Genomic DNA, 13,711 nt, shown 5'->3' on the forward strand with positions numbered 1-13,711 from the left:
ATTTTAATGGCTAAACAGACAACCAAGTCATTTCGGTATTTTTATGAGTAATAGGTATAGAATCAATATTTAGGGTAAATAAAGTCCATGAAATCTAAATCCATTTTGGTACTGATCTTGCTTTATTTTTATGTAGCCAATGCCACGGCCTCTGAAATCTTTGTCGCAGATAGTGAACATACCTTTGTCAGCTTAAGCTATAACCATTTGGGTTTTTCAAATCAAACGATTCGGTTTGATAAGGTCTTTGGAACAATTACTCTCGATCCTAAAACTCAATCAGGAAAATTGGATATAGTCATTGACATCCCATCGATAAGTACAGGCTCTGCGGTATTTAATCAGGTGATTCAAGAAGATGATTTATTTGCCTCAAGCAAGTTTCCAACCGCATCTTTTAAATCAAATCGTATCGTTTTCAATCAGGCTGTAATCACATCAGTATTGGGTGAATTAACGATCAAAGGTATTTCTAAACCGGTCGAAGTTAAAGTTAATCAATTTTCTTGTGGCCGTAATTTTTTAACGTTTAAATATACCTGCGGCGCCAATGCTGTTGCTCATATCAGTCGATCAGAATTCAATCTTGGAAAATATACGCCGATGGTTGGTGATGATGTAACAATTCAAATTGTCATTGAAGCAACACAAGAATAATAATTGCTATATGCAAATACTTCATTCACTGCATCTCATCAACAATCTTCGACGTGATGTTACTGATCATAAAGGCACCTCGGGTAAATTAGTGATCATCGGCGGGGCCAGTACCATGTCTGGATCAATTGCTCTAGCAGGTCTTGGCGCTTTATATACAGGCTCAGGTTGGGTCAAATTAATTCCTTTAGATCCAGACTTCCCAAACTTGATTGATCCCTCCCCTGAACTGATGATCTATCATCCCGGGCAACGATCACCTGCAGAAATTCTTCAAGAAATAAAACCTGATGTCATTGTGATTGGTCCTGGTCTTGGACAAAGTGCATCGTCCTTGGCTTGGCTTGAAGCGACTTTGGAATATCAATCTCCACTAGTCATTGATGCGGATGGACTCAATTTACTTTCACAACACCCAGAATTACATGAACCAATCTGCAATAGGTCACATCGTATCGTGATGACTCCTCATCCAGGTGAAGCCGGTCGTCTTCTTCACTCAAGTTCGCAAGTGATGCAAAGTGACAGAATGCTAGCAATGAAACAATTGATTGCTCAATATCAAGCCATTGTTATTTTAAAAGGTCACCATTCGCTAGTTGGTATGCCAGCGCAGGATGTCCTGACTTGTATCTCTGGCAACTCAGGTATGGCCTGTGCTGGAATGGGTGATGTCTTAAGTGGTGCTTTAGGATCGTTCATTGCACAGGGTCTGCATCATAATCTCAGTACTTGGCAGGCGGCTTGTTTAGCGGTTGAAGTTCATGCTCGTGCCGGTGACTTACTCGTGGAAAAAGGTATCGGGCCGATTGGTATGACGCCTTCAGAATTAGCGAAGGAAATGCGAACTATAGTAAATTCATCAAGTAAGCAATCATCATAAATATAGCTGCTATTGCCATAAAAATAGTCGCAAACCATCCCAATGTTAGTTGAGTTTTAGAAGCCGTAAAAGAACCCATAACGGTTTTTTTGGTTACTAATACAAGTATGGCAACCATCAATGGAACTGCCACAACTCCATTAATCACAGCACTCCAAAATAAAGCTTTCATGGGATTAATCGGTAAATACTGAATGAGTAAAGCAAGTAAAACACTAACCGCAATAATTAAATAGAACTTTTTATCTTCCATGATAGAGTCCTCCAAACTCGATCGCCAACCAAATAGTTCAGATAATGCATAAGCGGCAGATCCTGCTAGAACAGGAATGGCAATCAAACCAACAGCTAATATCCCGATAGCAAATAATATATAGGCAAACTCACCGGCTAATGGCCTTAACGCCTCTGCTGCCTGGGCAGCAGTTGAAATATCTGTCAGACCACTTGTATGTAGGGTGACACTAGTGGCTAAAATAATGAAAAATGCAGCTAAGTTGGAATAGAACATGCCACTCCATGTGTCCCACTGGATTCTTCGTAACTCTAGTTTTCCATTTTCTTGAGTCTCATGCATGAGGGGTTTACCTGATTTGAGGTTCATGTCCTCAACTTCCTGTGATGCCTGCCAAAAAAATAAATACGGGCTAATCGTTGTCCCAAAAATACCAACTACCATTGCGGCAGTTTGAGCATTAAATTGCAATGTCGGCATCAACGTGGTTTTTAATACTTCCCCCCATGGCACATGAACCGTAAAAAGAACTGCAGCATAAGCGAGTAATGACAGGGTTAGCCATTTAAGAAAAAAAACATAACGATGATAAGGCACGAATATTTGCAGAATAAGTGTCACCAATGCAAAAACAATGGTCATGATATGCCAGTTAATTCCTGTGACTAATTGTGCAACTTCACCCATCGCAGCAATATCAGCTGCGATATTTAAGACATTAGCCATTAGTAGTAGAAATACGAGTGGGAATACCACCATCGGTGAAAAACTATTTTTTAAGTTTGCTGCTAAACCTTGACCAGTGACACGCCCAATTTGTGCACAAAGCAGTTGAATTGATGCCATTAACGGATAAGAAATGGGCATGGTCCATAACATATTCAAACCAAATTGAGCACCAGCCTGAGAGTAGGTAACAATCCCACTCGGGTCGTCATCCGCAACACCTGTGACCCATCCAGGGCCAACTTTTGCCAGTGGATGATTCTTAATTTTCCCAAAAAGGGATCGCAGGTTCATGAGTTGATTGTAGGTTAGAAAATCAATTGATGGGGGGTTTCTAGCAAATAATAGAATTTTCTATATCATTGACACGATGAACACTATCCTCTCTATTTCCAATCTTCATAAGACCTATCAATCTGGTTTTCAAGCCCTCAAAGGTATTAATTTAGAGATAACCAAAGGAGAGATATTTGCTCTGCTTGGACAAAATGGTGCAGGAAAAACAACTCTCATTAGCATTATTTGCGGCATTGTAAATCCTAGTAGCGGTCAGATTTTGGTGGATGGTAATGACATCATCAAGGACTACCGAGAAGCCAGGGAACTCATTGGTCTAGTTCCACAAGAACTATCTACCGACTCTTTTGAAACGGTATGGAACACGGTGACTTTTAGTCGGGGTCTTTATGGAAAAGCTCCAGATCCTGATTTAATTGAAAAAATCCTGAAAGACCTCTCGTTGTGGGATAAGCGTAATAACAAAATCATGACGCTCTCAGGTGGCATGAAACGCAGAGTCATGATTGCTAAAGCCCTCTCGCATGAACCCAAGATTCTATTTCTTGATGAACCCACAGCAGGGGTTGATGTCAGTCTCAGAAAAGATATGTGGAACCTAGTCAAAATTCTCAAAAACAATGGTACTACGGTGATTCTCACAACCCACTACATTGAAGAGGCTGAGGAGATGGCAGATCGTATTGGCATCATTCGTAGCGGTGAGCTCATTATGGTCGACGACAAATTAGCCTTAATGAAAAAATTAGGTAAAAAAGAATTAACGCTGCAGCTGCAACATCCACTGGAGAGTCTCCCTCAAGAATTGGATGTGCCTGGCTTAGTTCTTTCAGACGACAAATGCGAGCTCACCTATCACTTCGATGCAAAAGATGGGGATATTGATATTGCACAACTATTACAAAAAATATCTAACCAGGGCATTATCTTTAAAGACTTATATACCAAGCAAAGTTCTTTAGAAGACATATTTGTCAACCTAGTAAATGCAGAGGTAAGCACCAATGAAGCTTAATTACTATGGTATCCGCGCCATTTATCAATTTGAAATGGCTAGAACGCGTCGCACTTTAATGCAAAGTGTGATTGCGCCTGTTATCTCTACATCTTTGTATTTTATTGTTTTTGGTTCAGCGATCGGCTCTCGCATTACTGAAATGGAAGGCATTTCTTACGGCGCATTCATCGTACCGGGCCTCATTATGCTTTCGCTTCTGACACAAAGCATTTCAAATGCCTCTTTTGGCATTTACTTTCCTAAATTTAGTGGGACTATTTATGAACTGCTTTCCGCTCCGATATCTCCATTAGAGATTGTGCTTGGCTATGTTGGTGCTGCAGCAAGTAAATCGATTGTTCTGGGACTCATCATTCTATTGACTGCTACTTTTTTTGTACCGCTACAAATCGATCATCCGTTTTGGATGTTATTTTATTTAGTGGTCACTTCCATAACGTTTAGCATGATCGGTTTTATTATCGGTATATGGGCTGACGGGTTTGAAAAACTTCAAGTAGTGCCCTTACTCATCATCACACCCCTAACTTTCTTAGGTGGTAGTTTTTATTCAATCTCTGTATTGCCCCCCTTCTGGCAAAAGATTGCTCTACTCAATCCAGTGGTTTATCTCGTTAGTGGCTTTCGTTGGAGTTTTTATGGCATCCAGGATGTTGAAATTTGGGTAAGTCTAGGAATGACGATGGCTTTCTTGGCAATATCTGTTGCAGTGGTTGTTTGGATTTTTAAAACTGGATATCGTCTGAAAAAGTAATGTCCGCCCCATTGGGGTGCTCTTGACGTAAAAACGTTGCTATTAAAGCTAAATCCCACTTTCTTACATAATTTTGATATCTATAGGTATCAAATAATTATTTAAATTGATACCTATAGGCTATAAATGGTTGGCTCGTGGTGTCTGCAGGTGGTTCAACAAGCATGAGACTCTACAAACTGGCCTCTTATAGTTTAATGTAACGGAGGATATGGACTTGATAACAAATATTTAGTTGTTTTAATAATTTTTACTCAAGTTATATTTATTTTGGTCGTTATGAAATTATTGGCATTATTTTATGCCCTTTATTTGTTATTCTAGAAACGAACTACTAAGGAAAAAATCTTAATATTTAAGTTCACTTCTGGAAAGTAGTTGCATGACTTTGGTTATCAATACCAACATAACATCATCCTTGGCACAGAGCAATCTGTCTAAGGTGGGTGATGCTTTACAAACGACAATTCAGCGTTTGTCTTCAGGCCTGCGTGTCAATACTGCAGCTGATGATGCTTCTGGGTTCGCGATTGCAAACCGGATGGACGCACAAGTCCGAGGGATGGCTGTTGCAACACGCAATGCTAACGATGCAATTTCTTTTTCACAAACTTCAAGTGGAGCATTATCACAGATTTCAAATAACTTACAACGTATGAGAGAGCTTGCTGTTCAAGCCGCCAACGGCTCTAATTCCTCTTCAGATACTTCTTTACTAAACCAAGAGTTTTCTCAGTTACAGACGGAAGTTGCAAGGATACAGAGTAGTACGACTTTTAATGGTTTAAGTGTCTTTAATTCAACGGACACCGTATTTCAGATTGGGGCAAACAATACTTCAAATGATACGGTCAATTTACAAGGAACTACTTTATCCAACACTATGTCTTTGGGAACGTTGACCCTTACTGATAGAAATAACAGTTCAGCTTTAACCGACCTTACGAATGCTCTAACTAACGCAAGTTCATTTGCAAGTGCCTCTATTACAACGGGATTAAATGATCAAATTAGTTATGTTGCTAATACGATGATTGACGCAATTAATAGTAGTCAAAAAATTTCATTTGCTGCTGAAAATGAATTGGTTTCCAACTTTGCCTCTGCGACATCTTCCGCTCAAGCAACAGGTATTACCCTCGCAAATTTTGTTAGCAAACTTCAATTAGCTTTTAGCGTGACAACAACAATAACTTATGGGCCTCAAGTTACTTTTCCTCAATTATTTGGGTCCTCAACTGCTATGACCAGCACGAACATCGCCCAAGTCGGGGCTTTTGGTACTGCAACTGGTGCAACTTTAGACAGTGTTCTAACTAACAGTAAAAATTATGTCTCCACTTATGCATATAACGGAACGGATGCAACTGCAATTAATAACGCAATTACAACAGCCTATAACACTGCAAAAGCTGGAAACATGAAGGTCAGTAATTTTGCAAATCGCTTACAAACTGCTATTTCATTGCTTACACAGTCCTCTACCACTTCCCAAGAATTTGGATTTCAAGCCGCCACCAAAGCTACAACAGTTACAGCTCTAGCTTCCGCACAAACTTCGTCTACGGGCCAAACAAATGCACAAAATGCAATCACCGCAATAGACAACGCTTTAACAGAAGTTAATACAGCAAGTGCAGTTCACGGTGCTTTACAAAATAGGTTCTCAGCGGTGATCAGTAACTTGTCAGCTTTTTCACAAAGTCAAACAGCCGCAAAAAGTCGTATTGTTGACGCTGACTTTGCTGCAGAAACTGCAAAATTATCCAAGAATCAAATTTTGCAACAAGCTGGCACTGCGATGCTTGCCCAAGCAAACCAAATTCCTTCTACGGTTTTATCTTTACTTCAGTAATTTTAGTTGTATGACCTGAGACATACTTTACACCTCGTGCCGGATACATACTTTACAGTTTTGGCCTGCCCAGCACGATTTGAACGTGCGAACTTGGGCTTCTTAGGCCGTAGGATATTTAATTACCCATTAACAAAAAGGCTATCATTTGCTCAATTTAATCTTTGAGCGCATAATAATTGCATTAAGACAAGGAGTATCTCATGTTATTAACCGCTATATTAAGTCCAGCTGAAGAAGGGGGATATGTTGCCTTAAATCCTGAAACTGGTACAACTACTCAAGGTGAAACTATTGATGAGGCAATTGCAAATTTAAAAGAGGCGACCTCTCTTTATTTAGAGGAGTTTCCAATGACGTTCAATGTTCATCCATTAGTAACAACTTTTGACGTAGCTCATGCCTAAATTTCCAGGTCTCTCTGGTAAAGACATCGTTCGCGCCTTAGAAAAATTAGGCTTTCAAGTAGCAAGATAATCTGGAAGCCATATTATGATGAAACGTGGTGGAAAAGGTTGTGTTGTTCCTAACCACAAAGAAGTCAAAGTTGGCACAGTCAACGGCTTACTGCGCCAAGCTGAAGTATCAGCAGAAGATTTTCAAAAGGCACTTTTAAACTAGGCAGTCATCGTGCTAGGTGTATGACCTAAGACATACTTTACGCTTCGTACCGGACACATACTTTATGTATGACCTGAGACATACTTTACACTTTATACCGGACACATACTTTACAGTTTTGGCCTTCCCAGCACGATTCGAACGTGCGACCTATGGCTTAGAAGGCCGTTAAAAACTCTATAATCGTTTGAGCAGATTAGTGAGTATGGTGAATCTAGGTACCATCAAACCAAATTTTGGGGGTGGGGGTACGGCGGGGTCGAGGTATTCCAAAACAACAAGGGGGGTGGATATTCGATCTAGCTATTCAACCTTGAGATCAAGCATAAGAAAATAAGCACTTTTATTTTGGGTAGTTCTTTGGATAGTTTCGGATATAAATTTGCTTGCAATAATTATTAAATTTAATAGACTGGCGGAAGCTGTGAGAACCAAATCAGTTTATTTTAAATAGCTCTCACAGGGCACATGATAAATTCATGATAAAAAATCAACTTTATGAACTTATAAGCCCACTGAATAGATCACTAAACAAGTCAGGGTATTTATCGACTGAAATACCTCTTGAGAATAGATTGCCTTAAGCTGACACGTTGTGTTTTATCAAGTTTATAGTAAGCCCCCAGATTCGCTACACCTCTAGTTTTTTGAACCTCCCTTCTATCTTCTTAACCATCGAAAAAGTAACGTTTTGTCATCGCGCATCACGGCAAGCTTCGCCACCCCTACGAGGCAACCTTGATTTTATTAATAGTATTGGTATTCAAATGATCTATTAAATCATTGTTTTATATAGGCTTTAAACTATAAAATAGTGTTGCATTTGTCCGATATTTGTATATAATTTAAGGACTATGAAAGCACTAATCAAGACAAAAATGCCTCTCAATATGCTAATTGCTCGGCGCATTAGCCGTAGCCCAGCCAATAAGGTTTGGACGGCGAAAGATTTTCTCGACCTAGGCAACCGTAGCGCAGTAGATAAAACCCTCCAGCGCCTAACTAATAAGGGCGACTTACGTCGCATCAATCACGGCCTATACGATCGTCCACGAGTGAATCCATTAACCGGCAAAATATCTCAGCCCAACTATCAGAATGTGATCTGGGCTATTGCTAGACGCGATAGCGCGCGCATGCTCATTGATGGCATGACTGCCGCTAATGACTTAGGACTAACCAATGCGGTTCCGGGCAAGGTTATCGTACATACCGATGCACGCATCAAGCCCGTTCAAATTGGAAACCTCACCATTCAATTTAAGTTGGCGTCACCTAGTAAATTAATCTGGGCAGATCGCCCTGCTATGCGTGTCGTTCAAGCACTTCACTGGCTCAAAGATGGGCTCAAGCAAAAAGATCCTTCCGCCCAAGCTGACATTAAAGCCGCTTTAACAAGAATCCTTAACGACCCCAAGGCTGGGGCAAGTATTGCGCAAGACCTCAAAAAGGATCTATCGCACTTGCCAACCTGGATGCACTCTTTACTTAAGGGTCTTTCTAGTGATTTGCCCCAAATTTCACTCTATCATTAAACTGAGGTCAAATGAATAACAATTTTCTCAAGGTTCTTAAAGCTAGCGAAAACGATAGGCGCAACCTCTTTTTAGAAACTTCCGTTCGTTTAGGCACACCATTACGCAATGTTGAAAAAGACTTTTGGGTTTGTTTTGTTTTGGATTTACTATTTAATGACAAACTAGAAGTTGAGCCGCGCCTCTTATTTAAGGGTGGTACTTCACTGTCCAAAGCCTATGATCTAGTCTCGCGCTTTTCTGAAGATATTGATATCACTGTATATCGAGAAGATATCGGTCATTCAACGGATATTGCAACAATACAAAGCTGGGGTAGAAATAAGCGCAAGGAGTACTTGGATGCCGTTAAGGCGGCTTGTTCAGCTTATATCCTGGGCGATCTTAAAGATCGTCTTATTTTACAAATTCAGAATGAATTAAACAATGCAGGCATCTCGATCCCTGCACTTAAGGTTGTCATTGATACCACCGATAAAGATCAACAGACTTTACTGGTTGAATATCCCTCACTTGAAGCTTCAGGCAAGGATGGCTATATCGAATCCAAGGTCAAGATTGAGGCTGGTGCCAAATCAGCGCTAGATCCTAGCAGACTCATCACAATCAATCCCTACGTTGCCCAAGAATTTATCGGTGGTGACTTGAATGTACCTAATGTAAATTGCATAGCGCCAGAGAGAACCTTTTGGGATAAGGCAGTCATCGCTCATGGTTTGCGAGCCTGGTTTGATGCACGAGGCAGCTTAAGAAATAATGGCAATCGTATTTCTCGCCATTACTATGACCTTCACATGCTTTTGAATAATGCGGCTGGTCAAAATGCAATCAAAAATACAAGTCTTGGTAAGGAATGCGCCCTGCATGCATCCATCTTCTTTTTTGATAAAGACTCACAACAAAATTCTGCAGTAGAAGGTAATTTCTTAATCTACCCTAGCGATGCAATGATTCCAGCTCTTCGTAGAGATTACGAACAAATGTCGACGATGATTTTTGGCGCAACCCCTACGTTTGACGAAATCCTAGAAACAATTCAATCTGCGTCAAAACAACTTCAGGGCTAATCCTGAATTGTGGCTCTTCACCATAGAGTCTTGGCTTTGGGAAGTTGGTGTGGAGTAATGAATCGTATTTGATAAATGCCCATTCCCCGACTAAGGTAAAGAGCCTTTAAAACCCATTGACTTGGCGGAAGCTGTGAGATTCGAACTCACGGAGGGCGTTAACCCTCGACAGTTTTCAAGACTGTTGCATTCAACCGCTCTGCCAAGCTTCCTATATTGAAGGTAAAAACCAAACTTCAAGATTTTTACTCAAGAGGTAGATTATAGCTTTGAATTCAACTTTTAGCCAATTTTAGAGTTAAAGAGTGATGTTTTTTTCATTAATCACGCTTAATAACAGGGATGACTTCATTAAAAACTGCTTTTGTAGTTGATTATCTGCTTCTATTTTTCTTAATTCATCTAGGCGTTGTTGACGAGCCAAAGGATCTTTCTCTTCTAAGCGTTTCTTATTAGCAATGGTTTGTTCTTGAATAAATTGGACGTTTAAAGTCTTTCTACGCTTTTCATAGAGATCAAGTCGCGTATCATCAGCACCGTTTCGTATGTCTTCTAAGCTTGAGACTAACTCCATCGCATCATGAATGCCGCAATTAAGTCCAAGTCCGCCAATAGGATTATTCAAGTGCGATGAATCTCCAGCAAGCATGACACGGCCTACTCTAAATTTTTGTGCAACTCGTTGGTGGACGTTATAAATATTGCGATGAACAATCGACTCTAATGAACATGCCTCTTCAAGCTCAACAATTCTTTTTTGCGCTGAGGCATCACTCAATGCCTCTTCGTCAGACTCATCGGTCCTCGCCGGAAAAACAGCGCGCCATCTACCTTTGTAATCATCGCCAGTGACTTTAAATAAATTCGCCCACTCACTCGAGCCCGCAAAATAATTACGATAGCAACAACCCATGGATTTTTCAAAGTCATGAATCGAGGTTAAGACGATAAATCTCTCTGGCCAGGTATATCCTTCAAATTCAATATTAAGTAATTTTCGAATGGTACTTTTCCCACCATCTGATCCAATTACATAATCCGCTGTAATTTGCCCCATCACGCCATCTTGCTCGGTCGTGAGGGTGACCTGATCAGGACCTTGCTGAAGATTAGTCACTGTAATACCAAATTGATAGCTTACATCTGGGAATGTTGCTAAACGTTTGAGACCCATTAGTACAAGTTTATGCTGCTCAGTTTGTACAACAAACGGAAACTTGGTCTCATCCTTGAGTAAATCATGGTCAAATTGTGCAACTCTAGATTTGGTATCACGATCCCAAAACTGAAAATATCTTGCAACCAAGCCTTGCTCTATAAATTCATCAATCAAACCAACTTGATTAATGAACTCCAAAGTTGATGGATGAGTTGTTGCCGCTCGAGGATTATGATCAACCTCTTTCGCAGACTCTAATAGCGTAACTTTAAATCCTTTTTGCGCAGCAGCTATAGCTGCAACAACGCCTACTGGACCTGCACCAACAACCACGACATGAAATTGCTTCATCAGTGCGCACTTCCTGTGAAATCTTGTGGTACTTTATTTTGCACAACTCTCACACTCTTCATCGGGGCTGGAGTATTTCTGCTTTTGCCGACAAATCGAGGGATACCTGCAGTAATGACCGCTGCCACAGCTGGAATATCACCATTACGAATCGCATCCGTCGCATTATCTTTTGAACCACCTACGCAAGCATCAAGTATGACAACATCAGCTTCTTTACCCGGCTTTAAAAAACCACTATCAATACCATATACAGTGGCATTATTTCCGGTAGCGGCAGCAATCGCTGACTCAACAGACATATTCATGAGGCTACATAAATGGGTAATGGTGTAGAGCATACCTAAAGGCATAATTCCACTACCTGTTGGTGTGTCAGTCGCAATTAAAAAGCGATCAAATTGATCTGCTTCCATCGCTAATTTTGCAATGAGTAACGCGGTTCTTAAGTTACCTGCTGTGCAAATTTGTAAAGCAATCTTGCTTTCATTCACAATCCTAGGAAAATCCGCATCAGGCATCGCTACAGGCCCACCATTCACATGAAATGAAACATGGGGTTGCATTTTCAATAAGTGATCTACCCAAATACCTGAAGAACCAGGTATGGAAGAACCACCAGTATGTACTGTCGTGATCATACCTGCTGCTTTGGCCCATCCCACCATCGGGGCATAATCGTAAGGTGATTTAACTGCGCCAAATCCTGCTTTGGCTAACCAAATCCCTTTCTTTGCCATCTCCTGAAAATCTGCTTCCGAAAGCCCAGGCTCAAGAATGATGGATCCTGCAAACACTTTCATCCCACCAGGTCGGTAATCATCAAAACAACGCTTTGCGGCTAAGGCAAGAGCTTTAACACCTTCAGGATCTTTTGGTCGACCTGGCACATGCACTTCCGAGGCACTGATACAGGTAGTAGTTCCACCGTGTACATAGCTTTCTAAAAATCCAACGGTTTTTTGTCTTGGTGTGTAATCTCCAAAGGTGTTGTGTACTTGTGAGTCAATGAGTCCCGGTATCGCTGTTGCGCCATCTGCATCAATCACCACGTCTGCATTTTGGATGTCTTTATCTGATACTTGACCTACAGAAATAATCTTGCCATCGGCCATAAAAATGGCGTCACCTTCAACTATGGGATCGCGCCAATCACCTGAGATGATTTTTTTTAAATTAATGATTGCTGTTTTCATGAGAGTCTTTCTCTTATCTAAACTAAACCGTCTTGTCCTTGAATTTTATCAACCGCTAACCCACCTACTCGAGCGTTGATTCGGCCGCGACTTGCGACACAAAATATAATCGCAACTTCATCAGGCATCGGACCATCATGTAAGGTGATCGACATACCGTCGTAATGAGACCTGACATACAGAGCATCTTTATGCGCGAGTGGTACATCAATCATGGTGCATGGACCACCAACTTTAGTAAATGAGGAGATCCAAGCCTTGCCGCCACCAATCGCATCGCGAATCGGATTTGCAAAGGTGGTAGTAAGTAATGCATTGACTATTTCTTGTTCGCCTTCTACACCTACGATGCCTGCTTTACCGTAACTCTGAATCGGGTGGTCGCCCATCGCTTTACAAATTCTCGCACCGATTTCTTGCCCCAAAGCAGTGCTCGCATGTATCAATTCAGAGAGGTCTTCTTGGTATTTACCAGCATAAGGATTTTTCAGAATCGCAATCACTGCACATTTAATTAAAGGCTCTGAGGGATTTTTCGCATCAATATTTTCTTCAATATGGGTCAACCATTTACGAATTGTTAATTCCATTTTGGGTCTCTTTCTTGTTTTTTTCAAATTTTTACGTATAAAATTGATAAATCATTGTAAGTCAAAAATATAAATTTATTTGGAAGGTAGTTATGAGTTTTGGTCACACAATACTTTTTTCAGAAATGTCCCCACCTTTATCATTAGAGAATCAGTTCAATACCTGGTATGAGAATGAACATATTCCATTACGGATGGCAGTTCCTGGATTTATATCTGCGCAACGCTATTTAGCTGAGGATGATCAGCGTAATTATTTAGCTGTCTATGAGATGACTGCTCGTGAAAACTTACAATCACCAGAATACTTGGTTGTTAAGAATCAACCCAGTGACTTAACTAAAATGATGCTCAGCTCTGTCAGTGGTTTTACCCGCTATATTGGCAATACGCTTGGTGAACAGTGGCAAGAAGGTGTAGGCAATCCTCTATCTCAGGCAGAGTATCTGTATGCTGTATTTTTTACAGTTCCACAAGAAGATCTCGCTGAATTTGATGCTTGGTATTCAAAGGATCATGTACCTATTCTTTTAGAGTGCTCTGATTGGCTTGGTACGCGTCGCTTCGAAATCGTTGATGGTGATCCTCAGCCTTTCAATCGCCTTGCTATTCATTATTTAAAAACACCTCTAGCTCTTGAATCCCCTGCTCGTGCTAAAGCGAGAACAACACCTTGGCGTGATCAGCTCACAGTAAAGCCATGGTTCAAAGGCCACTACTTAGTATTTAAAAATCATCGTCCACGTCAATTTTCAAAGCCTTAAGGA

14 protein-coding genes and 1 tRNA gene are annotated in these 13,711 nt (G+C 40.7%); 10 read left to right on the top strand and 5 right to left on the bottom strand.

Annotation, left to right across the window (positions count from 1 at the left end):
- Window positions 1-87 precede the first annotated feature (87 nt).
- Both QMN06_RS08700 and QMN06_RS08705 read left to right on the top strand, forming a co-directional pair.
- Complete coding sequence (locus QMN06_RS08700; RefSeq protein WP_281969731.1) at window positions 88-657, top strand: YceI family protein; 570 nt, start codon at window positions 88-90, stop codon at window positions 655-657.
- Window positions 658-667: 10 nt separating this feature from the next.
- On the top strand, window positions 668-1,540 hold the full coding sequence (locus QMN06_RS08705; RefSeq protein WP_281969732.1) for an NAD(P)H-hydrate dehydratase: 873 nt from the start codon (window positions 668-670) through the stop codon (window positions 1,538-1,540).
- Here the strand turns inward: QMN06_RS08705 and QMN06_RS08710 are convergent.
- Window positions 1,506-2,795 carry a divalent metal cation transporter gene (locus QMN06_RS08710; protein ID WP_281969733.1) on the bottom strand — a complete coding sequence of 430 codons (1,290 nt, stop codon included), beginning with the start codon at window positions 2,793-2,795 and terminating at the stop codon, window positions 1,506-1,508. The genes QMN06_RS08705 and QMN06_RS08710 overlap by 35 nt on opposite strands.
- A 76-nt stretch (window positions 2,796-2,871) precedes the next feature.
- Here QMN06_RS08710 and QMN06_RS08715 point away from each other — a divergent pair, with 76 nt between their 5' ends.
- The 7 genes from QMN06_RS08715 to QMN06_RS08745 all read left to right on the top strand — a co-directional run bounded on the left by QMN06_RS08715 (window position 2,872) and on the right by QMN06_RS08745 (window position 9,648).
- Window positions 2,872-3,813 (top strand): ABC transporter ATP-binding protein, encoded by a 942-nt coding sequence (locus tag QMN06_RS08715; RefSeq protein ID WP_281969734.1) that lies wholly within the window; start codon window positions 2,872-2,874, stop codon window positions 3,811-3,813.
- Complete coding sequence (locus QMN06_RS08720; protein ID WP_281969735.1) at window positions 3,803-4,570, top strand: ABC transporter permease; 768 nt, start codon at window positions 3,803-3,805, stop codon at window positions 4,568-4,570. The genes QMN06_RS08715 and QMN06_RS08720 overlap by 11 nt, the downstream gene beginning before the upstream one ends.
- Before the next feature lie 382 nt (window positions 4,571-4,952).
- A complete protein-coding gene (locus tag QMN06_RS08725) occupies window positions 4,953-6,425 on the top strand; it encodes a flagellin (RefSeq protein WP_281969736.1) in 1,473 nt (490 codons plus the stop codon).
- Between the two features lie 203 nt (window positions 6,426-6,628).
- A complete protein-coding gene (locus tag QMN06_RS08730) occupies window positions 6,629-6,832 on the top strand; it encodes a hypothetical protein (RefSeq protein WP_281969737.1) in 204 nt (67 codons plus the stop codon).
- An 82-nt stretch (window positions 6,833-6,914) separates the two neighbouring features.
- On the top strand, window positions 6,915-7,046 hold the full coding sequence (locus QMN06_RS08735) for a type II toxin-antitoxin system HicA family toxin (protein ID WP_348649147.1): 132 nt from the start codon (window positions 6,915-6,917) through the stop codon (window positions 7,044-7,046).
- An 854-nt stretch (window positions 7,047-7,900) separates the two neighbouring features.
- Window positions 7,901-8,581 (top strand): DUF6088 family protein, encoded by a 681-nt coding sequence (locus tag QMN06_RS08740; RefSeq protein WP_281969739.1) that lies wholly within the window; start codon window positions 7,901-7,903, stop codon window positions 8,579-8,581.
- An 11-nt stretch (window positions 8,582-8,592) separates the two neighbouring features.
- On the top strand, window positions 8,593-9,648 hold the full coding sequence (locus QMN06_RS08745) for a nucleotidyl transferase AbiEii/AbiGii toxin family protein (protein WP_281969740.1): 1,056 nt from the start codon (window positions 8,593-8,595) through the stop codon (window positions 9,646-9,648).
- Between the two features lie 122 nt (window positions 9,649-9,770).
- Here QMN06_RS08745 and QMN06_RS08750 read toward each other — a convergent pair.
- The 4 genes from QMN06_RS08750 to QMN06_RS08765 all read right to left on the bottom strand — a co-directional run bounded on the left by QMN06_RS08750 (window position 9,771) and on the right by QMN06_RS08765 (window position 12,944).
- A tRNA-Ser gene (locus QMN06_RS08750) sits at window positions 9,771-9,860 on the bottom strand.
- Between the two features lie 86 nt (window positions 9,861-9,946).
- The gene (locus tag QMN06_RS08755) at window positions 9,947-11,158 is read right to left on the bottom strand and encodes an NAD(P)/FAD-dependent oxidoreductase (protein WP_281969741.1); all 1,212 of its coding nucleotides are present in this window, start codon (window positions 11,156-11,158) and stop codon (window positions 9,947-9,949) included.
- Entirely contained in the window at window positions 11,158-12,354 is a 1,197-nt protein-coding gene (locus tag QMN06_RS08760) for an amidohydrolase family protein (RefSeq protein WP_281969742.1), read from the bottom strand. Before QMN06_RS08760 ends, QMN06_RS08755 begins: the two co-directional genes overlap by 1 nt.
- Before the next feature lie 17 nt (window positions 12,355-12,371).
- The gene (locus QMN06_RS08765) at window positions 12,372-12,944 is read right to left on the bottom strand and encodes an amino acid synthesis family protein (RefSeq protein WP_281969743.1); all 573 of its coding nucleotides are present in this window, start codon (window positions 12,942-12,944) and stop codon (window positions 12,372-12,374) included.
- Window positions 12,945-13,036: 92 nt separating this feature from the next.
- Here QMN06_RS08765 and QMN06_RS08770 point away from each other — a divergent pair, with 92 nt between their 5' ends.
- Window positions 13,037-13,708 (top strand): DUF4286 family protein, encoded by a 672-nt coding sequence (locus QMN06_RS08770; protein WP_281969744.1) that lies wholly within the window; start codon window positions 13,037-13,039, stop codon window positions 13,706-13,708.
- Window positions 13,709-13,711 lie beyond the last annotated feature (3 nt).

The sequence above is a fragment of the Polynucleobacter sp. SHI8 genome, assembly GCF_027944005.1.
Classification (GTDB): Bacteria; Pseudomonadota; Gammaproteobacteria; order Burkholderiales; family Burkholderiaceae; genus Polynucleobacter.

Bases quoted from the DNA above. Each gene is read 5' to 3' on its own strand.
- QMN06_RS08715 (WP_281969734.1), top strand. From the start codon at position 2,872: ATGAACACTATCCTCTCTATTTCCAATCTTCATAAGACCTATCAATCT.
- QMN06_RS08705 (WP_281969732.1), top strand. From the start codon at position 668: ATGCAAATACTTCATTCACTGCATCTCATCAACAATCTTCGACGTGAT.
- QMN06_RS08730 (WP_281969737.1), top strand. From the start codon at position 6,629: ATGTTATTAACCGCTATATTAAGTCCAGCTGAAGAAGGGGGATATGTT.
- QMN06_RS08720 (WP_281969735.1), top strand. From the start codon at position 3,803: ATGAAGCTTAATTACTATGGTATCCGCGCCATTTATCAATTTGAAATG.
- QMN06_RS08770 (WP_281969744.1), top strand. From the start codon at position 13,037: ATGAGTTTTGGTCACACAATACTTTTTTCAGAAATGTCCCCACCTTTA.
- QMN06_RS08755 (WP_281969741.1), bottom strand. From the start codon at position 11,158: ATGAAGCAATTTCATGTCGTGGTTGTTGGTGCAGGTCCAGTAGGCGTT.
- QMN06_RS08745 (WP_281969740.1), top strand. From the start codon at position 8,593: ATGAATAACAATTTTCTCAAGGTTCTTAAAGCTAGCGAAAACGATAGG.
- QMN06_RS08700 (WP_281969731.1), top strand. From the start codon at position 88: ATGAAATCTAAATCCATTTTGGTACTGATCTTGCTTTATTTTTATGTA.
- QMN06_RS08760 (WP_281969742.1), bottom strand. From the start codon at position 12,354: ATGAAAACAGCAATCATTAATTTAAAAAAAATCATCTCAGGTGATTGG.
- QMN06_RS08725 (WP_281969736.1), top strand. From the start codon at position 4,953: ATGACTTTGGTTATCAATACCAACATAACATCATCCTTGGCACAGAGC.
- QMN06_RS08765 (WP_281969743.1), bottom strand. From the start codon at position 12,944: ATGGAATTAACAATTCGTAAATGGTTGACCCATATTGAAGAAAATATT.
- QMN06_RS08710 (WP_281969733.1), bottom strand. From the start codon at position 2,795: ATGAACCTGCGATCCCTTTTTGGGAAAATTAAGAATCATCCACTGGCA.
- QMN06_RS08740 (WP_281969739.1), top strand. From the start codon at position 7,901: ATGAAAGCACTAATCAAGACAAAAATGCCTCTCAATATGCTAATTGCT.